The sequence below is a fragment of the Mobiluncus mulieris genome, from assembly GCF_014204735.1.
In the GTDB taxonomy this organism is placed as follows: Bacteria; Actinomycetota; Actinomycetes; order Actinomycetales; family Actinomycetaceae; genus Mobiluncus; species Mobiluncus mulieris.
Genome location: NZ_JACHMA010000001.1, coordinates 2,322,233 through 2,341,491, shown reverse-complemented (window position 1 = coordinate 2,341,491; position 19,259 = coordinate 2,322,233). Strand labels below are relative to the sequence as shown.

17 protein-coding genes, 2 tRNA genes and 1 other RNA gene are annotated in these 19,259 nt (G+C 56.1%); 4 read left to right on the top strand and 16 right to left on the bottom strand.

Features of this window, described 5'->3' with window-relative positions; genetic code table 11:
* Positions 1-33: 33 nt before the first annotated feature.
* From F4555_RS10240 to F4555_RS10225, 4 genes are all read right to left on the bottom strand, one after another.
* Positions 34-777 (bottom strand): methionine ABC transporter permease, encoded by a 744-nt coding sequence (locus F4555_RS10240; protein WP_004013437.1) that lies wholly within the window; start codon positions 775-777, stop codon positions 34-36.
* Positions 761-1,813, bottom strand: a complete 1,053-nt coding sequence (locus F4555_RS10235) for a methionine ABC transporter ATP-binding protein (RefSeq protein WP_004013961.1) — start codon at positions 1,811-1,813, stop codon at positions 761-763. The genes F4555_RS10240 and F4555_RS10235 overlap by 17 nt, the downstream gene beginning before the upstream one ends.
* Positions 1,814-1,938: 125 nt before the next feature.
* A tRNA-Arg gene (locus tag F4555_RS10230) sits at positions 1,939-2,011 on the bottom strand.
* Between the two features lie 225 nt (positions 2,012-2,236).
* Positions 2,237-2,326 (bottom strand) — tRNA-Ser (locus F4555_RS10225).
* 120 nt (positions 2,327-2,446) lie between these two features.
* Between F4555_RS10225 and F4555_RS10220 the strand changes: the two genes are divergently transcribed.
* Positions 2,447-3,829, top strand: coding sequence for a variant leucine-rich repeat-containing protein (locus F4555_RS10220; protein WP_039885697.1), 1,383 nt, complete (start codon positions 2,447-2,449; stop codon positions 3,827-3,829).
* A 12-nt stretch (positions 3,830-3,841) separates the two neighbouring features.
* Here F4555_RS10220 and F4555_RS10215 read toward each other — a convergent pair whose 3' ends face one another.
* From F4555_RS10215 to F4555_RS10185, 7 genes are all read right to left on the bottom strand, one after another.
* On the bottom strand, positions 3,842-4,204 hold the full coding sequence (locus tag F4555_RS10215; protein WP_004013441.1) for a thioredoxin domain-containing protein: 363 nt from the start codon (positions 4,202-4,204) through the stop codon (positions 3,842-3,844).
* 41 nt (positions 4,205-4,245) lie between these two features.
* Positions 4,246-5,307, bottom strand: coding sequence for an aspartate-semialdehyde dehydrogenase (locus F4555_RS10210; RefSeq protein ID WP_004013442.1), 1,062 nt, complete (start codon positions 5,305-5,307; stop codon positions 4,246-4,248).
* A complete protein-coding gene (locus F4555_RS10205) occupies positions 5,304-6,623 on the bottom strand; it encodes an aspartate kinase (protein ID WP_103758782.1) in 1,320 nt (439 codons plus the stop codon). The genes F4555_RS10210 and F4555_RS10205 overlap by 4 nt, the downstream gene beginning before the upstream one ends.
* Before the next feature lie 163 nt (positions 6,624-6,786).
* On the bottom strand, positions 6,787-7,392 hold the full coding sequence (gene recR / locus F4555_RS10200) for a recombination mediator RecR (protein WP_004013965.1): 606 nt from the start codon (positions 7,390-7,392) through the stop codon (positions 6,787-6,789).
* Positions 7,389-9,548 (bottom strand): DNA polymerase III subunit gamma and tau, encoded by a 2,160-nt coding sequence (locus F4555_RS10195; RefSeq protein WP_115325661.1) that lies wholly within the window; start codon positions 9,546-9,548, stop codon positions 7,389-7,391. The genes recR and F4555_RS10195 overlap by 4 nt, the downstream gene beginning before the upstream one ends.
* 167 nt (positions 9,549-9,715) lie before the next feature.
* Positions 9,716-9,811, bottom strand: an RNA gene (gene ffs, locus F4555_RS10190) — signal recognition particle sRNA small type.
* A 194-nt stretch (positions 9,812-10,005) separates the two neighbouring features.
* On the bottom strand, positions 10,006-10,851 hold the full coding sequence (locus F4555_RS10185; RefSeq protein WP_103758780.1) for a hypothetical protein: 846 nt from the start codon (positions 10,849-10,851) through the stop codon (positions 10,006-10,008).
* Between the two features lie 239 nt (positions 10,852-11,090).
* On the opposite strand from F4555_RS10185, the gene F4555_RS10180 reads away from it, so the two are divergent.
* Together F4555_RS10180 and F4555_RS10175 are read left to right on the top strand one after the other, a co-directional pair.
* A complete protein-coding gene (locus tag F4555_RS10180; RefSeq protein WP_004013447.1) occupies positions 11,091-12,554 on the top strand; it encodes an NAD(P)/FAD-dependent oxidoreductase in 1,464 nt (487 codons plus the stop codon).
* Positions 12,555-12,733: 179 nt separating this feature from the next.
* Positions 12,734-12,925, top strand: coding sequence for a hypothetical protein (locus tag F4555_RS10175; RefSeq protein WP_004013448.1), 192 nt, complete (start codon positions 12,734-12,736; stop codon positions 12,923-12,925).
* 59 nt (positions 12,926-12,984) lie between these two features.
* Here F4555_RS10175 and hypF read toward each other — a convergent pair whose 3' ends face one another.
* From hypF to F4555_RS10155, 4 genes are read right to left on the bottom strand one after another with little or no spacing between them, the layout of a single operon-like run.
* Entirely contained in the window at positions 12,985-15,603 is a 2,619-nt protein-coding gene (gene hypF, locus F4555_RS10170) for a carbamoyltransferase HypF (protein WP_115325663.1), read from the bottom strand.
* Positions 15,604-15,610: 7 nt separating this feature from the next.
* On the bottom strand, positions 15,611-16,597 hold the full coding sequence (gene galE / locus F4555_RS10165; RefSeq protein WP_004015912.1) for a UDP-glucose 4-epimerase GalE: 987 nt from the start codon (positions 16,595-16,597) through the stop codon (positions 15,611-15,613).
* A gap of 10 nt (positions 16,598-16,607) precedes the next feature.
* A complete protein-coding gene (locus F4555_RS10160) occupies positions 16,608-16,763 on the bottom strand; it encodes a hypothetical protein (protein ID WP_004013451.1) in 156 nt (51 codons plus the stop codon).
* 12 nt (positions 16,764-16,775) lie between these two features.
* Entirely contained in the window at positions 16,776-17,951 is a 1,176-nt protein-coding gene (locus tag F4555_RS10155; protein WP_004015913.1) for a class E sortase, read from the bottom strand.
* 120 nt (positions 17,952-18,071) lie between these two features.
* Here F4555_RS10155 and F4555_RS10150 point away from each other — a divergent pair, with 120 nt between their 5' ends.
* Positions 18,072-18,347 (top strand): cell division protein CrgA, encoded by a 276-nt coding sequence (locus tag F4555_RS10150; RefSeq protein ID WP_004013970.1) that lies wholly within the window; start codon positions 18,072-18,074, stop codon positions 18,345-18,347.
* A 221-nt stretch (positions 18,348-18,568) separates the two neighbouring features.
* Here the strand turns inward: F4555_RS10150 and F4555_RS10145 are convergent, their stop codons facing one another.
* Complete coding sequence (locus tag F4555_RS10145) at positions 18,569-19,021, bottom strand: hypothetical protein (protein WP_004013971.1); 453 nt, start codon at positions 19,019-19,021, stop codon at positions 18,569-18,571.
* Positions 19,022-19,259 lie beyond the last annotated feature (238 nt).

The window sequence follows — 19,259 nt, the reverse complement described above, 5'->3', positions numbered from 1 at the left end:
TTAACCCTATTCCTAGGACTTTTTTGTAAAAATCTAGCGATGATCCACTCTATGGGTCAGAAAATCTCCCAGATACTGAACCGCCATCACGATAACCCCGATAACGACTATAGAAACAATCATGGTGTCACTCTGCCAGCGGAAACGACCGTAGTTAATTGCCATTGCCCCCAGTCCGCCGCCGCCAAGCGAACCGGTAATCGCCGTATAACCAATGATGGTAATAACCAACACAGTGGTGGATTGCATGAGTGCCGGCAAGGCTTCGCGCACCTGTACTCCCCACATGATTTGGGTGCGAGATGCCCCCATCATCTGCGCGGCCTCGATTTTTCCTTTATCCACCCCCATGATGTTAGATTCCACCAAGCGGGCAAAGAACGGAGTCGCCCCGATAATCAAGGGTATAGAGGATGCCTGCCACCCGACAGTGGTGCCCACCACGAGGCGTGTAAGTGGGGTCAAAAACACGGCCAAAATCAAGAAGGGAATAGAGCGACCCAAATCTATGATGAACCCCGTAATCTTATTCACCACCACGTTGGGAATCAGTCCATCCTTACTGGTAGCAACACAAAATAGTCCCAGGGGAATCCCTAACAGCACAGCAAAAACCCCAGAAATAGCCGAGATAGCTAAGGTTTCCAAGGTGGCGGGCAGCATTTCCTTGGTAATAGCTGGGTTATCCCCCCAGGTGGGATCGCCATAACCCGTAGCAACTATGGTGAAAATATCAGACGCGAACTGAGTAAATATGGGATTAATCAAGTAAATCACCGACCTTTTTGGTTTCGATTTCGCGTTCGGTGGCATCAATACCTTTGGAACGCATTGTCGTCAACAGGTGGGAAACATTTTCCCGGGGCACCGCTAGAGCGAGACGCCCCACCTGGGTGGCACCGACAGTTTCAAAGGTTCCGGCCGCCACATCTGCCCCCTCGGCCGCCACCAGACCCATCACCGCTGATCCGGTGGGCTTACCAGGGGTGGAGTTAAATGCAATATCTATCACCGCTGCGGTTTTCCCGTTAAGTTTCGGAGTTTCGTCCAGACGCGGCAGGGGCACCAGCTCCAAAGCCAAACGGCTGTTGGGTTGGGTCAAAATTTCTTCCACCGTGCCGGACTGAATAATTTTTCCGTGTTCCAACAGAGTCACTGAGTCACAAATTTCGCGAACCACCGACATTTCGTGGGTGATGATTATCACGGTAACCCCCAGATCGTCGCGCAGCTGGCGAATCAACTGCAGCACCTGGCTGGTGCTTTCCTGGTCTAGAGCCGAGGTGGGTTCGTCGCACAACAGCACCGGTGGGTTCGTCGCCAAACCCCGAGCGATACCCACGCGTTGTTTTTGTCCCCCCGACAGTTGCGACGGGTACGAACTGGCGCGGTCTTTCAAACCTACCAGTTCCAGCAGACGCATCACTTGTTCGTGACGCTTCCCGCGCGGCACCCCTGACAAATACAGAGGATAGGCCACATTCCCAGCCGCAGTGCGTGAATCCAATAGATTCGCGGCCTGAAACACCATGCCGATATTACGTCGGGCTTCACGCAGTTGGGATTCGCTGAGAGCGGTCATTTCTTGACCGTCGACGGTAATCGAACCCTCGGTGGGCTGTTCCAAAGCGGTCAAACAGCGGATTAGCGTGGATTTGCCAGCTCCGGACTGGCCGACAATACCGTGGATAGAACCTTTGGATACCTCGAGGTTGATTCCGTCCAGAGCACGCACTATCCCCCCGGCTGCCGACTTCACGTGGTAAATCTTCGTGACATCCTTTAGCGCAATCATCGTTTCAGTCGTTTTCATCTGCTTCATTCTACCCCGTTAAACTTGGGTTCATTTTCAGGGGTTCATGAGGTGCTAGCCCGGATGTTGGACGTAAATTGAAATTTCCCCGGTCCGCTGGATCGCAGCGGGTTCCGGGGAAAGGGCGCGCCCGAAGGGACTCGAACCCCCAACCTTCTGATCCGTAGTCAGATGCTCTATCCATTGAGCTACGGGCGCAACAGTGTTTTAGTTTAAGACTTCTGGCTTAGATTTCCAAATTCGCTAAGCCTCGCGCAATTACTTACCGCCGCGCGAGAAAACTTGCTATATGTCGGTTACCCGGTTACCGGAACTCGCGAGGAACCGCAAACCCTAAAATTCCAAAGCAGACCGAAACAGCGGATTTGCGAAACTCGCACTATTACAGCAAAACCCCGCCTTATCACCAATAAGACGGGGGTCTGGCGGAGACGACAGGATTTGAACCTGCGAGGGACGGATGCCCCTAACACCTTAGCAGGGTGCCGCTTTCGGCCGCTCAGCCACGTCTCCAAGGGTTTTAACTGTACCTAAAATCTAGGTTTTTTCCAACCTGTGGGAACTCAGGGAAGACATGAGAAAATTAGATATGATGGAAAAAGAAGGATACGGTCGATTTTAGATGGGCAACTCATGAACAATTTAGTAAAAATGCGGGAAAAAGCCCGAGATCCCAACACGCCTTTGACCACTTTACAGGCCATCGCTCAAGATTACCCGACTTTACGTCCGTCTTTAGCCCTCAATCCCTCGACCTACCCTGATTTACTTAACTGGCTGCGGGAACTCAACGATCCTGAAATTAACGCAGCTTTATCCGAACGTGCCGACCGAGAGGGTCAAGAGGCAAAACCCCACCAAACAGACCAGGAAGATTCTAAAGACCCTGACAGCAATCCGCCAATCACCCAGTCGGCGCCAGTGGAAGATACCCCGGTGGACGACATTGATATCACCGACCAAATTATCGAGGTAGAACCCGACGACGTTCCCCTCGACTATGAAGTTGATTACGACGAGGAATACGAACTTAACGAAAACGCTGAATACGAGGCAGACTACCAAGAGGAGCCCTCGGCGGTGTCTAGTCCCCACCCAGCCGCCGTGACTTCCCCAGTGCCGCCCCCGGACAGCGCTATGTCCGCCCGCGTCGCCGCTCCGAAACCCGATACAGCCGACTTGGATTCCAAGGGCACCGCCCGGTCACTGTCGAGTACCGAAGTCGCCAGACGACGCCGCACCAGTTTCCTCGTGATGTGGACTTTGCTGGGACTGATAGCCGTGGCCATAACCATCGGGGTGATAATCACCAACATGGGCGGCTCGAAGCGCGGCAGCTCGGCCGATATTTCGGTAGACAGCCCCACCCCCATCACCACCGGCCACCCTGGTACGAAAGCTCCGGCTAGCGGAACAGCTACCGTCACCGAATTACCCCCCGGCTACACCGGTCCCGTGAAAACTATTGAAGTTCCCGGTGCAGTTCCCGGCCAGAGCATCAAAAAAATCGTTCCCGACCCGGAGGCAAGCGCGAAATCCTCCGCTTCCAACTCGGCATCGCCCAGTACCTCCGCCAGCGCTTCGCCCAGCGCCACCCCCACTCAAACCCCCACCAATCCTCTGGCACCGGCAGATAACGCCAAGACCTCCGGCAGCTTCACCACCACCGATGGAAACGTACGCTGCGTATTTGCGGCGGGACAAGTGCAGTGCTACGCGAACACCATTAAGGCAGCTACCAACTGTGAAACTCGACAAAACGACACGGGATACACACTGGTATTATCGGGGTCGAACACTTTGCAAGCCGATTGTGTGCCCCCGCAAAACATGCCGACCGAAACCACACTGCAGGCCAATGAAACCGCCAAAAACGGGCGATTTGCCTGTAAAAATTCACCAGCCGGCAACTCGGTGATGTGTTGGGATACTAAAGACGGAGACGGATTTGTAATCGGAAAGAACGCGGTGCGCCGCTTTGGTACCGGTTCGAAACTGCCGGAATTTCCCGGCTAAGACCCCCCGAAACTAAGAGGCGGCCACCCCGCGATTAGCGGAAACCTGAGCCATATCGAGATTGCGTACCTGGTGGAGCAGCTCGTCCAATTGGGTGCCCTGCAGCAGGCCAGCCTCGCGGAAAACCAATATAGATTGACGGAAAATCATCAAGGTCGGAATGGAAACAATCCCCGCCGCGCTGACCAGGGATTTTTGTTCCTCGGTGTTGACAGTACCGAAGTACACATCGGGATTACGGATGGAAGCTTGCTCGTACACGGGAGTAAACAACCGGCACGGCGCACACCAAGAAGCCCAAAATTCCAAGACTACGATGTCATTGTCGCTCATAGCGGATGCCATGTTCTCTTGTGTAACGACCTGAACAGCCATTTCAGAATCCTCCCTCCACTTTGAATGTTATCATAGAATTACTAATCGTCTTCCTTATAAAGCTGCGCAGCAACGATTTCCGCCAGTTGAACTGCGTTCAAGGCGGCTCCTTTACGCAGATTGTCACCACAAACCACCATAATCAGCCCCCGGTTATCCGGGACGGCCTGGTCTTGGCGGATTCGCCCCACCAAGCTGGGGTCGATTCCAGCCGCATCCAACGGAGTGGGTACGTCTTGCAGCTTGACTCCCGAGGCACCCGAAAGCGCTTGTTTTGCCTGCTCCACGGTGAGGGGGCGCGCAAATTCGGCGTGAATCGTGAGAGTGTGCGAAGTCAACACGGGAACCCGCACGCAAGTACCAGAAACCAACAAGTCCGGGATGCCCAAAATCCGGCGTGATTCATTACGCAGCTTTTGTTCCTCGTCGGTTTCCAGCGACCCATCGTCGACATAACTGCCAGCCAAAGGCACCACGTTGAAAGCAATCGGGGCGGCGTATACCTGCGGTTTCGGCCAAGACACCGCGTGTCCATCGTGTACCAGCGCGTCAGTATCCTGAGGCACTTTCACCGCTGCGAGCATAGTTTCGAGTTCTCGCACTCCCTTAAGCCCAGAGCCGGAAACCGCCTGGTAGGACGACACGGTGAGGCGGCGTAACCCCGCCAAGTCGTGCAAGACTTTCAAGGGTGGCATCGCAGCCATCGTGGTACAGTTCGGGTTGGCGATGATTCCTTTGGGGCGTTTGGCGAGGTCGCCGGGGTTTACTTCGGCCACCACGAGGGGACAGTCCGGGTCTTTGCGCCACGCCGAGGAATTGTCCACCACCACTGCCCCGTGTTCCGCAAACTTTGGGGCGAATTCGCGAGAGGCCGCAGCCCCGGCTGAAAAAATCGCGATATCCACCCCCGCGAGGTCGGCGGTGGCGACATCTTCCACCGTGATTTCCTGGTTCTGAAAAGAAACCACGGTGCCAGCCGAGCGCGGCGAAGCAAAGAACCGGTAGTGGGTGGCCGGGAAGTTTCGCTGTGCGAGAATTCGGCGCATTACCCGGCCAACCTGGCCGGTAGCGCCCACCACTGCTAAAGTTAAGTCCTGTTTCATCGTCCGGTACCTCCGTAAACTACTGCTTCTACTTCACTGGAATCCAAACCGAAAGCCGTGTGTACCGCCCGTACTGCATCGTCGAGCTGGTCGAGGGACACCAGGACGGAAAGCCGGATTTCAGAGGTGGAAATCATGTCAATGTTAATGCCGGCAGCCGAGAGCGCCCCAAAGAGTTTCGCGGAAACCCCCGGGTTGGTGCGCATCCCCGCGCCAATCAGCGAAAGCTTCCCCACGTTGCCGGTGTGCGCTATCTTGGCGTAGCCGATTTCGTTTTGAGCAGCTTCCAAAGCTACTAGGGTAGCCTTCGCGTCCACGTGTGGCATGGTGATGGTCAAGTCGGTAGCACCCTTTTGCACGGTGGACACGTTTTGCACAATCATGTCGATGTTTGCCCCGGCTTCAGCGATAATCTCGAAGATATGCGCGGCGGAACCCGGTTTATCGGGCACCCCCACCAAAGTGAGCTTGTCTTGTGAACGGTCGTGGGCAATACCGGAAATAACTGGGCCTTCCACGGTTTCCTCCTGACAGTAGTGGGTTAGGGCACTTTCAGGGACAATGCCTTGGAGTGCCGGATTAGCGGTAGTGTTAGAAATCCAGGTGCCATCTTTTTCGGAAAAAGACGAGCGCACATGCAGGGGCACCCGGTAGCGGCGCGCAAATTCCACGGCGCGCAAGTGCAAGATTTTGGCTCCATGAGCCGCCATTTCAAGGGTGGATTCAAAGTCGATGGTGCGAATGCGCCGTGCGGTAGGGACGATACGCGGATCGGCAGTAAACAAACCGTCCACGTCGGTATAAATTTCACACACATCAGCCTGCAGACTGGCGGCCAGTGCCACGGCAGTGGTATCCGAGCCCCCGCGGCCGAGCGTGGTGATATCGTCGCGCTTGTTCACACCTTGGAAGCCAGCCACAATCGCGACGTTACCCTCATTGATAGAACGAGCGATGCGCTCGGGCATCATCGAAACAATCGCGGCTTTGCCGAAGTGGTCGTCAGTGTGCACCCCCGCTTGTTGTCCGGTGAAAGACAGAGCGGTTTCCCCCAGTTCATTTACCGCCATGGCCAGCAATGACATCGAGATTCTCTCGCCCGCCGACAGCAGCATATCCATTTCGCGCTCTGGGGCGTGAGCCGTGACCTGGGCTGCCAAGTCGAGCAGGTCATCGGTGGTGTCCCCCATAGCGGAGACCACGACAACCACGTTGTGGCCGTGTCGCTTGGTTTCCACGATGCGTTTGGCCACACGTTTAATCGCTTCCGCGTCGGCAACGGAAGATCCACCGTATTTCTGCACTACCAGAGCCATCAAAACCTCCTTTGAAGGTGTTTCTGGGCTTCCCGCTAATATCTCCCACCACCGATTCCGAAAATCCCGATAATTTCCATCAAGAATGCGCGGAGCCGAAGCCATATTTGCGAGCAACAGGGTTAATCTATCGTGTTTTCAACAAAAAACAGTAATTTCGTGATTATTCCAAGCTGTGTCTTCCTTCCAGAGCGCGGCTCAGAGTCACTTCATCGGCGTATTCCAAGTCGCTGCCCACCGGAAGCCCGCTGGCCAAGCGTGAGGCCGGAATCTGGAGCGTCGCCAGCAACCGAGACAGATACGTAGCGGTGGCTTCCCCTTCCACATTTGGGTTGGTGGCGATGATGACTTCTTTGACCTCGGCATCTTGCAGGCGCTCCATCAGGGATTTGATGCGCAACTGGTCGGGTCCAATACCGTTTATAGGGTCGATTGCCCCGCCCAGCACATGGTAAAGCCCCCGGTAGGAGCGGGTTTTTTCCAGGGACGCAATATCCTTGGCTTCCTCTACCACACAGATGAGCGAGCGGTCGCGTCGAGGGTCGACACAAATCTGGCAGACCGGGTTTTCGGTGATATTCCCACAGGTTTCACAAAACCGAATCGTGTCTTTCGCGGTTTGGAGCGTCGCCGCCAGGTTTTTGATGTTTTCCGGGTCGGTTTGCAGTACCCAAAACGCGATGCGTTGGGCTGATTTCGGTCCCACTCCGGGCATTTTCCCCAGCGCATCAATCAGGTTTTGCAGGGCATCGGTGAAAATCTGGCTCATCGGGATTTGTTACTCCCGTCGAGAATTTTTCCGCCCAAGACGGCCTGAGCCGTCTCGATTCCCGGGAGCATCTCAGCGGCGGGGGCAGTGAGTTGCAAAGGTTTAGTTCCGGATTTCACCGGTGAGGTTTTGGGTTCCGGTTTCGGGGCTGCCACCGGTTTCGGGGCTGGTTCGGGTGCATGAGGTGCCCGCTCCGCTTCCTGGATTGAGGCAAGTTTTGGTGCCGATTTGGGTTCGGGTTCATGAGGTGCTGGCTCGGGCTCCGGGCTGGGCTCCGCAACGAGCGGCAGTTCAGGTTCACAATCCGGTTCCGGGGGATAGTCCGGTTCCGGGGGAAGCGACTCGGAATCCGGTGGGGCGGGCAACCGAGATACAGATTGGGGTGCGGTTGACGGCGAACTGGGAGCCCCAAAACCAGCCACCACCCCGGTTACCACTACGTTTTGGCCGGTTACCTGGGTAATAACCCCAGCCAAAGCACTAACGTGGCGTTCCCCAAAGGCTCGCAACATCCCTTGGTTTTGGAAGGCTATTTCGACGGTATTGCCCCGCATTCCTTGCAGCTGGCCGTGAGTGGACAGCAAGCTTTCGGTAGCGGAGTGATGGGCTTTTAAAACATCCATAATCTCGCCCCACCGGGATCGGATTGCCTCGTAGTTGTCGGATGAGGCTGGCATGGCGGATTCCAGGGCAGCTTTTGCGGGTTTCAAAGTGGTTTTACCCGAAACCGCTTCGCCCGAAATTCCCCAAGGCGTGGGTTTAAATTCCCAGACCGGCTCTGGTTGTGATTCTTGCGGGAACGGAGCTGGCACCTCATGAACCCTGGGAGAAACAGCGGCAGGCACCGGAATTGGCGCAGCGGACGAAACCGGTGCAGCGGACTGTTGCGAAACAGCCGTAGGGGCAGCCGGGGCGGGAACCGCAGGAAACCCGGCAGACGAGGCTGCGGCCGAAACAGCCGGTGTGGAGACAGACGATACCGGAACAGCCGGTGCCGGTGCGGACACGGCACCCCCAGACACGCCGAGCGAGACGGCCGGTTCCCCAACCTCCACGCCGAACTCCAGCAGTAACTGCGCCACCAGCAACTCCAGGGACAAACGCGGCGAAGAAGCCCCACCCATTTCACTCAAACCCGCATTGACTTGTTCGGCTGCCCGGGTCCAAGTGCGCGGGGGACGCGCCGCTACCTGAGCCCGCATGGCCGAGAGCTGGACGGCCGGAATATCACCCAAAACCGCTTCGCCACCCACCCCCGCCAACCGCAAAATCACTAAATTGCGCAGGTATTGCAAGAGATCTTCCACAAAGCGACGCGGATCGTGTCCGGTTTGAATCATGCGGTCAACCACCCCGTAAGCATCCGCCCCACAACCGTCAACCAGGGCATCCACCAATCCTTGCAATAGACCCGAATCCGTGTACCCCAACAGAGCCACCGCTCGGTCATAGTGCAAGATTGGCTCGGCTTCCCCCGCCATCAACTGGTCGAGAATCGACAGGGAATCACGCACTGAACCCCCACCGGCTCGCACCGCAAGACCCAGCACGCCATCCTCTACCGTCACCCCCTCGCGGTGACACAAATCCGCCAGATAATCGCGCAGAATCTCGGGGGCAACGAGGCGGAAAGGATAGTGGTGAGTGCGGGAACGAATCGTGCCGATGACCTTGTCCGGATCCGTGGTGGCAAAGATGAATTTAATGTGCTCCGGGGGTTCCTCTACCAGTTTCAGTAAGGCATTGAAACCCGCAGCGGTGACCATGTGTGCTTCGTCAAGGATGAAAATTTTGAAACGGTCACGAACCGGCGCAAATGTCGCGCGTTCACGCAATTCTCGGGCATCATCCACGCCCCCGTTAGAAGCCGCGTCAATCTCTACCACGTCGAGAGAACCTGACCCCCCGGTGGCTAAATCCCGGCAGGAATCGCATTTCCCACACGGAGTCGGGGTGGGTCCCTCGGCACAGTTCAAACAGCGCGCCATGATGCGCGCCGAAGTGGTTTTCCCACAACCACGCGGCCCGGAAAATAGATAAGCGTGGTTGATGCGGCCATTGGCCAGCGAGGCTTCTAGCGCCTTGGTAACGTGGTCTTGGCCGATGACCTCGGCGAAAGTGTCGGGGCGATAGCGTCGATACAGGGCAGTCATCATGTCTCTACTTTAGCGCGAGGGGCTAGGCCAAAAATTACGCTTTGCCGCATCCCCTAGGAAAGGCTGGGATTGCAAGGGAAACTCGGGATATTAGCTGGCACCTCATGCAGCGGGAGGCACCGCCAGCCTCGAGCCCCCCACGCAACGAGCAGCCGACGGGAGCGAAAATAGAGGATTCCCCGTACACCCGAAAGAGCGCCCTTATCCTTGCTGCCTTCCGGCCCTGGGGAGGTTCAGACGATATCGCCGCACGGGGAATCAAGGTCTATTTTACTGGAAGGGCGACGCGGGGGGAAATCTGGAGGGAAAATCGGAGAAAAGTTGGAGGGAATCTAGAAGGAATCCAGAAGGAATCTAGAGAGATAGGCAAAAAATTTCTTAAATAAGTAAATCTAGGAGGCGGATTTGCTTATTTAATAAAATCTGGATTGGGTTACTTGCGCCGAAACACAGCGTTTTACGCCGAGAGGACCGTATCGGCCGCTACAATCACGAATTCACCGGCTATGACCTGATTGGGACGCGGACGCGAGGGCATATCGGATTCGCCGACACAAATTGTAAGGGGAAAGCCCACATTGGCTTCGATTACCCAGAAGTTTTGGCCAGTCAAAGTGTTGGAATGCAGTTCGGCAGCCGCGATTTCCCCCGCCAAGACTGCCCCGGCGTGGGCGCCTTTTTGTGACAGTACTGACACGGCTCCCATGGAGATAAAGGTCGGGAGGGTAGCGGCGGGGTCGGTGGGGGTCGGTGGGGTAGGGACGTTTTCATGAGGCGCTACGGGGGTGGCGGGTTCATGAGGCGCCACGTGAGCCGAGGCAAAGATTCGGGCAGTTTCGGAATTCGCATAGCTACGTGCCCCCTCGTAGAGTTCGACGCGCTGCGCCAAGGCGGCTACGGCCAGCTCGCCCTGACCCCCGCGGCCCGGCTGGTTTTCCAGCCCGGCACGCAAAGCCACGCAGGCTTGCCCCACTGTCTGGCCGTTGGCATCGCGAAAATCAGCTAACGCGAAGCGGTCGGGCATCTCTACCCACCGCGCCGCGACGGTGGTGGTCGCCGCGAAATCCTCGTGAATATCTTGAATCTTTTCGTCAACCACGTCAAACACTAAAGCCGCTCCACTGCGGTCTTTTGAAATAAAAACTCCATTCTTCATGTCGCCAGCTACCGGGGTACATTTATCGGAGGCCTGCGCCAAGACCTCGTCGGCGCGAGCCTCGGAGGTCATTTCAAAACCAATCGCCCTCCAGGTAGCACCGGTGGTAAATACGTGGGAAGAAGAGGAAGCGGGAGGTTGTGACATGGATTCTCCTTAGAATATTACGGGACTGAGGTAATTCTAAACCAGTTCGGGTTTCAGGACAGAGAAATTCACAGCCATTTTAAGCTACAATAGTCACCGGAGCCGCTGAGTTGCCTAAGGTTACCCCCGAAAAACCAGACTTTTCCGCGTTATGACGCGCTAAACTAACGGGGAGTTTCCGGAACGAACCCGGTGGCTGCCAACCCAACAGTCGAAGACGATAAGTAAGGAAAACATCAATGGCAAGGATTGTTGTACTGGGTGCCGGCATCTCGGGTCATACGGCTGCCATGCATTTGCGCCGCAAGCTGTCCCGACGAGAACACGAGATTGTCGTGATTTCACCACGCGCCAACTGGAACTGGGTTCCCTCTAATATTTGGGTTGGAACCGGGAAAATGGATAAAGAAAAAGTGGTGTTCCCCCTGGCTCCGATTTATCGACGTAAAGGGGTAATTTTTCACCAGGCCGCCGCCAAGATTATCTACCCAGAAGGCCGAGATAATGACACCAAACCCCAGGTAGAAATCGAGTTCACTGCGGGGAAAAACCAGGGGCGACGCGCCTTTGTCCACTATGATTACTTGATTAATGCCACCGGCCCGAAGTTGAATTTCGCCGCCACCCCTGGGTTGGGACCAGATGCCGGAAATACGTATTCAGTGTGTACCCCCGACCACGCCCAACAGGCCGGCGCGGCCTTCCAAGAACTCGTGGCCGAGTTGAAGGCTGGGGGGCACAAGCGAATCGTAATTGGTACCGGCAATGGGTCTTGTACCTGTCAGGGCGCGGCTTTCGAGTATTGTTTCAACACGGAATTCGATTTGCGCCAGGCCGGAGTACGCGACCAGGTGGAGTTGGTTTACCTGACGAACGAAGAAAAACTGGGTGACTTCGGGATGCATGGAATGCGATTTCGGGAAAATGGTTATAGCACCGATTCGCAGCTGTGGACCGAGTCGCTTTTCCGGGAACGTCAGGTAAAGGCTATTACCGGAGCCGGGGTGCGCGAGGTGCGAAAGAACTCGCTGACCTGGGAAGATTACGATGGGAATATGCATGAGTTAAATTTCGACTTTGCCATGCTGCTGCCGCCATTTACCGGGGTTCCGCTAGAGGCTAGGAAACCGGACGGTGCCCCTATCCCGGAGATGTTCAACGCAGCGGGGTTCATGAAGGTGGATGGGAATTACGCCTCAAAACCCTACGAGGAATGGTCACATAAGGATTGGCCTTCAACCTACCAGTCCCCGCTGTATCGCAATATTTTTGCCATCGGGATTGCCTTTGCTCCTCCGCACGGGATCTCCAAGCCGCATCAGACCCCCAATGGAACGAATATCTCTCCGGCTCCCCCGCGAACCGGGATGCCTTCAGGCAGCATCGGCAAGGAAGTAGCTATGTCTATTGTGGACTTAATCAAGAAAGGCTCTAACGCTCCCCTGCACGAAGCCTCGATGGCGGTGCTGGGGGCGGCCTGTGTGGCTTCCACTGGTACCGGGCTGAAGAACGGATCAGCAGCTGCCATGGTGATGTTCCCGATTGTACCTAACCAGGAAAAGTATCCAGATAATGCAGGGCGACATCCCCGCTTGAGTTTTGGGAAAATCGGACTGTTTGGACACTGGACAAAATTGCTGTTGCACTTCGGGTTTATCTACAAAGCTAAGTGGAAGCCTTTCTGGTGGATTATTCCGGAATAACAGAGATAAGGATTTGACGTGATTTACGTTCAAAACGATGGAAACGCTTGACCTAGTTGACGAATCTTAGCTGATTTTTCAAGCCGGTTACGCTTCCTCTAAGTAATTGACGTGGTTGACTATAAATTGACATTTTGATGACTGACAATGAACTCAACGCTTAACGAAAGGAAAGCTTTATGAATGAAGAGACTTGGACTATAGAACAGATGAGTCCCGAAACCAATGAACGCATCGCCAATGCGCCGAATCCTTCCCCGGCGACTCTGCGACGTCGGCAAAATCCACTCCTGCAGCTATTCGCTTTTGCGGGTTTTAACTGGCGGATTTTGCGCTTGGTCACCATCGCGAAATTCGGTGGTCACAAATAGCGTGTGCCGCCGTTCCTTGGGTCGGGTTCATGAGGTGCGAGCCAAGATTACCGGCTAGGCTACATGGTGACCAGCCAGCCATAAAAGGCCTGACCCAGCGAGAGCCCCCCATCATTGGCAGGGATGCGCTGATGTGTCAACCAGGTCAACCCATGTTCTTTGACAGCTGCACCTATAAGCTCGGTTAATAGAGAATTGAGTGCGCTGCCGCCGGTGATACCGGCGGCAGCGCACTCATATTCTGCAGCCAGCGCACATGTGGTGGTGGCAAAGAGTTTTGCCACCACCACATGAAACCGAAACGCCAGTTCCCCCGGGCATATTCCGGCCTTTATCCCCGCTACCAGCTCGGTGATAATTCCCGCCATCGGCAGTTCCCGAGCAGCGGGGGGTACAGTCCCAATTCCCGACTGGGAAGCAGCCGCGTCGCAGCTGACTCCGGTTTGGGGCGGCGGGGAAGCCGTCCATTGCGCCACTACCGGGCCATCACTCGAGGTGGTACCGAGCTGGAATAGGTAGCGGTGAACAATCTGCGCGGCGGCACGGGGGTTTTCCGCCTGCCAACGCCTCGCAGCGGTTTGTACTGCGACTGGGGCGGCGGCCTCGTGACTTGAAATCTCGCACAGCCCCAGCAATGCCGCCACCGCATCAAAGTAACGTCCCAAAGCGCAAGACCAGGGGCTGGAACCGGAATCCACCTGGGATAACACCGTCTGGCCAAGGGGGCTGCACCAGCGTGACTCCAGAGGTAAACCGGTGGCGGAAAGCCCCAGGGAGCGCAACAGTGCCACCGCTTGACGCCACGGTTCACGCACCGCCAAGTCCGCACCCGGTAAGGGGAAATACGGCAGATGAGCCAGACGCGGCACGCCCGCTTCGCCTTGCGCCGCCACCCTGGACGTATCCACCAAGAACACTTCAGAGCCCCAGATTTTCGCGTCATCACCGTAGCCGGTGCCATCCACGGCTATCACAATAGCGTGGGGGACGCGGGTTTCAGCCAAGAGCGACAGGGCATGTGCCCGGTGATGTTGCAAAGCTAGCAGCCGTAGCGTCCGGCCAGAATCCCGAGCTGATGCCACGTAGCGCTCTGCCCAGGCAGTGGTGGCATAGTTCGGATGCAAGTCACGAATCACAATGGTGGGATGCTCGCGGTGAATCTTGGTTAACTGTCCGATAGCTTTTTCATAAGCCAACTGCGACGCCAGCGAACCCATATCCCCCAGATGAGCCGAAGTGAAAGCCAATCCATCCCTAACTAAGGTAAAAGTATTCTTCAATTCACCGCCTACTCCCAATATTACTGGATTGACCTGATTGACGCTTATGCATGGTTGTGACGCGGGGTCTCGCGATGGTTTTTCGGGCAGGGGGAAAGGCAGCGGCACGTAGCCGCGAGACCGACGCACCGGCAAAAAAGCTGTCTTTAGACTTAGGGAACTAGGTAAGGTGAGCGGCGCGGCCATAATCACCGAGTCTTCTACCGGCACGGCAATGCCCCGGTTGTGCAGCAAAAAAGTATCGGCGATACTTCCCAGGCGACGTAAGGCATCCGCATTCGTGTAACACAGGGGCTCGCTAGACAGATTCCCCGAAGTCGCTACTACTGGTCGTCCCACCCGTTCTAAGAGCAGCAAGTGCAACGGGGTGTAGGCCAGCATCACTCCCAGGTTGTCCAACCCGGGTGCTACCGAGGGAGCAATGGCCGCTCCGTGACGCACAGCCAGAACTATGGGGTGGGCAGGAGAAAGTAATAGTTGTGCTATCGGGTTTTCCGGGGTATCAATATCCACCAGCGCTCTAGCCGCCGCGAAATCCGCCACCATCACCGCCAGGGGTTTACCGTCACGGTGTTTACGCCGTCGCAATCGCGACACAGCGGTTTCATTAGTGGCATCCACCAAGAGGTGAAAACCTCCCAAGCCTTTGACCGCCACAATCTTGCCCGACCTCAAATCCGCTGCTGCCGCGTCCAGTACCGCATCCTGTTCCGCCGGACTGCGACCACCCCGAGACCCGTCAACCAGGTCAACACCTAAGTCTTGGCTAGAAAAGGGGTCTGCTAGACCGGTGGGCAGCTCCGACGCAGCGACCAGCCACAGGTGCGGGCCACAGTCATAACAGGAAATCGGCTGGGCATGAAAACGTCGATCGCCAGGGTCGCGGTATTCAGCCGCACAAGCGGCACACAATGGGAAATCCCGCATGGTGGTTTGAGGGCGGTCATAGGGCAAGTCCTCGATAATCGACAGTCGCGGCCCACAGTTAGTACAGGTGGTAAAGGCATAGCCGTAACGCCGGTTCCCGGGGTCGCGAATATCCGCTAAGCAAGCGGCACACAAGGACACATCCGGGGGTATCAAGGTGCGTGCCCCCACGCCCCCACGAGAGGCCACAATCCGAAACTCGTTTTCCGAGTCAACCACGTCAATCGTAGTTTCCTGGCACCTCATGACATAAGACAAAGGAGGTGCCTCACCAACCACCGCCGCGATAAAAGCCCTCAAAACCGACAACTCGCCCTGAGCCTCGATGAAAACCGAAAGGGAATCATTGCCGCAAAATCCAGTCAACCCCGCCCCAAAACGCGAAGCCACTCGGGCAACGTGAGGACGAAAACCCACCCCCTGAACGATACCAGTCAGAATCCAGCGTCGGCGCACCACCGTGTTGTCCATCAAGACTTTAGTGCCGCCCTGGCTTTACCTGCCAAGCCTCCCAGGCGGAACGCACGATCTGTTCCAGGTCATAGCGCGGCTCAAAACCCATAATCTGGCGAATCCGCGTGGAATCCGCAATCAAACGCGGGGGATCCCCGGCACGACGCGCACAAACCTCTGGAGTGAAATCAATCCCCGTCACCTTAGCAACCACGTCAACCACTTCTTTCACGGAATAACCGGTAGAAGTCCCCACGTTGAACACATGGTATTCCAAATCCTGACCAGCGGCTTCGGCACGGCTCATATAGTCCAAGGCCTCGAGGTGCGCCTGAGCTAAATCCTGAACATGCACATAGTCACGCACACAGGTTCCGTCCGGGGTAGGGTAATCATCCCCAAAAATCAGCGGATTTTCCCCCGCCACAATACGCTCAAACACCATCGGAATCAGGTTCAAAATCGCGGGATCACCCAAATCCGATGCCCCCGCGCCAGCAACATTAAAATACCGCAACCCAATCCAACGCAGTCCAAAGGCGCGTTGACAGGCCGCCATCATGGTTTCCCCAAACAGCTTCGTTTCTCCATAGGGATTAATAGGGCGTTTTTCAATATCTTCGGGCACGATTTCCGTGTCGGGCATCCCATAGACCGCCGCCGAGGAAGAGAAAATCATCTTGCCAACCCCGGCCTCCCCCATGGCTTGCAGCACCAAAGCCAGCCCGCCAATGTTTTGCTGGTAGTACCAGGCCGGCTTCTGAACCGATTCACCGACCTGTTTACGGGCGGCAAAATGGATTACGGCATCTACCCCACGCATGGCCGCCAATAGCTGCGGGTAACGCGAGGCATCGGCGCAGTCCAACTTCACCAGTTCCGCCCCCCCAATACGCTCGGGTGAACCGTAGGATAAATCGTCAACCACGACAATTTCATCCCCGCGTGTTTCCAACAATCGCACTACGTGAGCGCCAATATAACCGGCTCCACCAACCACCATTACTTTCACTGCATTCCTCCTAGTTCACGGTGTTTTCACCGAGGTGGAAGGTCTCGACCGCCCAGGGGAAACCCCACTGGAACAGCGCCGCCACCACCGCCAATATCACAATCATAACTTCCAAAATCCGTAACCACTTAGGTCCGGGCAGAATCGAAAAAATCCAGGCATACATTGAGCAACCCCCCTATTGCGCCGGAGTACCCGCCGGAGTACCCGCCGGAGTACCCGCCGGGGTACCCGCTGACGCATCCCCCGTCGCCCCGCCAGCGCCACCCACCGACTGCATTGCCGCGATGCCCTGCAAAGCCACCGGACGCCCCGCAGAACGCGGCACCCAATACGACAGTTTGGAATACACAATAAAACGCTCGGTACTCCCATATTCCGGGTGACAGGTCGTCAAGGTCATCAGTCGCTCAGTAGGCACCGTATCCTTAGGCTTGTGGGGCACCGGGTGGATGACCTCGCCCTGGGTGGGTAACACCACTTCGGTAGAAGACACCTGGTAGACCAGCCACGCCTGGGCAGTTTCCACCACCAGCGGATCCCCAACCTGCAGTTCCTCTACGCGGCGAAACGAGTTGCCATACGAACGCCGGTGTGCCGCCAGGGCAAAGTTGCCTACTTCTCCCGGCCCTTGAGTTTCCTGATAATGCCCAGCATATCCCGTGTCCAAAACGGCACTGGTGGTGCCCTCCATAATAGGGATTACCATTGCGTCCCAACGCGGCACATGCAAAGTACCGAAGGTCTGACCAAAGGGCGGAATCGTCACCGGCGGAGGCGGGTCAAACCGCTGTTCCTCGGTGGTTTTAGTAGCCTCTTGCACCCCCGATTTCGTGAAAGATTCCACCGCTGCGGCTCTCGCCCCCTGCACCTGCCAGGTAGTGACATAGAGCTGCCACACCACAAACAAGGCCAGCACCACCCCGGCAGTCAACATCGTTTGTCCCACCCCCGACATGACCAGCACAGAGACAGAGGTTTTCCGTTTCCGATGCGGGGAATTCGCCGCCACCGGACTGGTCGCCTTATTGGGTTTTTCACCCATCAGAGTGTCCCAGTCCGGTTCGGATTCTACTTTGGTGGGGAATGCTGGGGTGAGGTGGGGTTCATGAGGTGCTTGGGGTTCATGAGGTGCTGGCACCTCATGAACCGAGTTCGAAGCGGCCACCGAACCGGCTACCAGCGGCGACCCAACCCCCGTCGAACCCGCTTGTTCCCGCATTTCGCGGCGCTGCCGACGCGAGATTCGAGGCGGCGCAGAGTTTCCAGGAATTGAGCTTCCGGGCACCGAACTTACAAACCCTAAGCCTTCAGGCGCCGAACCAGAACCTCCCGGCATCGCATCCCCAGACATAAACCCACTCTCCCACCAAGAAAAAATTAGACACTTCAATTTTACCAATTTCCGCGTAACGCGACGAAAAGATATCATAGAAGTTAGATTTAAAATGTCTTTTACTTGATAGGGGAAACTGTGCCTGAATCAAAGAAACGCAAGCGCGACGCGAAAAAAGTCCAGTCCGACAGTGAACTGCGCCCCTCGTGGACCGAGGATATCAAGCGCTCGCCACGGTGGTATGCGCCGCTGGCGGTAACGATTATGCTGCTGGGGCTGCTGTGGATCGTGGTTTTCTATGCCCTGGCCTTGGGATTTGGCGGCTACAATCTCTTGGGTATCGGGCAATGGAACCTCGCCGTGGGATTCGGGGTTATTATGGTCGGTTTCATTATGCTGATGTGGTGGAAATAAGACCCGCAACTCATGAACGGTGACCCAGGGGACACCGACGGGCAGCTACCATCCGCGACCTAGCAAAACGAACCGGGCGCAAAACTCGAAAACAGGGTAACCGGCAGAATACCGAAAAGCTAAACCAAAGGGAGACTGGCTCGCCAACCAGTCTCCCAGAAGTTTTAAATCACACGCGCGGCAGCGAATCGCCGCCCCGACACGCCGGCACGGCGCAGCGGCTATTTATCTTCGCCTTCCTCGCCGTAATCCGTAACCACCACCAGGTCGTCGTCGTCAATATCTTCCCAAGATTCCTCGGCCCAGGGGTCTTCAACCGGACGCGACCGGCTCCACAACACAAAACCGATGACCGCAGCGGCGCCAGCCACCACAACAGTCAACAGCCAAGGGTGGCCGATTGGACACTTTTTCTTCGGTGGATTCAACGCTGTCATGACACCATCACTCGCTTTCATAACTTTACTTTTCAGGGAACCTTCACCGGTAACCGCCTTGGTTACGGCGTTTTGCGCCGCTTGGGCTCGCGGCAGCAGGTCTCGTTTCATTCTAGCAGAGAATTCCTCGACCGCATCACGAGCCAACACCACCGTGCCCGCAGCGTTTTGCGCCACGTCGCCAGAAACCCGCTTCACACAGTCCATGTCCAGGCATTTCGCGAAATTATCCAACATCAATATCCTTTCCAATATGGGTTCTGGGTTCCAGACATTTTCAAACCTAAAATCCCAACCATGCTCAAGCCGAGTCATTGACTCAGCGGGTGCAGCTGTCTCTATTTTGCACCTTTTTTGGCAAACTTGCCACCGATACACCGTTGTTTTGTATTCAGATTCAGCAACGCGCTTGTCCAGGCTTGTCGGGATTCCAGGTTTTCGACACATTTCCCGCCCCATAGCGTTGCGCCGGGGG

Coding starts and splice junctions, on each gene's coding strand:
- F4555_RS10235 (WP_004013961.1), bottom strand. CDS start 1,813: ATGAAAACGACTGAAACGATGATTGCGCTAAAGGATGTCACGAAGATT.
- F4555_RS10220 (WP_039885697.1), top strand. CDS start 2,447: ATGAACAATTTAGTAAAAATGCGGGAAAAAGCCCGAGATCCCAACACG.
- F4555_RS10215 (WP_004013441.1), bottom strand. CDS start 4,204: ATGGCTGTTCAGGTCGTTACACAAGAGAACATGGCATCCGCTATGAGC.
- F4555_RS10210 (WP_004013442.1), bottom strand. CDS start 5,307: ATGAAACAGGACTTAACTTTAGCAGTGGTGGGCGCTACCGGCCAGGTT.
- F4555_RS10205 (WP_103758782.1), bottom strand. CDS start 6,623: ATGGCTCTGGTAGTGCAGAAATACGGTGGATCTTCCGTTGCCGACGCG.
- recR (WP_004013965.1), bottom strand. CDS start 7,392: ATGAGCCAGATTTTCACCGATGCCCTGCAAAACCTGATTGATGCGCTG.
- F4555_RS10195 (WP_115325661.1), bottom strand. CDS start 9,548: ATGATGACTGCCCTGTATCGACGCTATCGCCCCGACACTTTCGCCGAG.
- F4555_RS10185 (WP_103758780.1), bottom strand. CDS start 10,851: ATGTCACAACCTCCCGCTTCCTCTTCTTCCCACGTATTTACCACCGGT.
- F4555_RS10180 (WP_004013447.1), top strand. CDS start 11,091: ATGGCAAGGATTGTTGTACTGGGTGCCGGCATCTCGGGTCATACGGCT.
- F4555_RS10175 (WP_004013448.1), top strand. CDS start 12,734: ATGAATGAAGAGACTTGGACTATAGAACAGATGAGTCCCGAAACCAAT.
- hypF (WP_115325663.1), bottom strand. CDS start 15,603: ATGGACAACACGGTGGTGCGCCGACGCTGGATTCTGACTGGTATCGTT.
- F4555_RS10160 (WP_004013451.1), bottom strand. CDS start 16,763: ATGTATGCCTGGATTTTTTCGATTCTGCCCGGACCTAAGTGGTTACGG.
- F4555_RS10155 (WP_004015913.1), bottom strand. CDS start 17,951: ATGTCTGGGGATGCGATGCCGGGAGGTTCTGGTTCGGCGCCTGAAGGC.
- F4555_RS10145 (WP_004013971.1), bottom strand. CDS start 19,021: ATGTTGGATAATTTCGCGAAATGCCTGGACATGGACTGTGTGAAGCGG.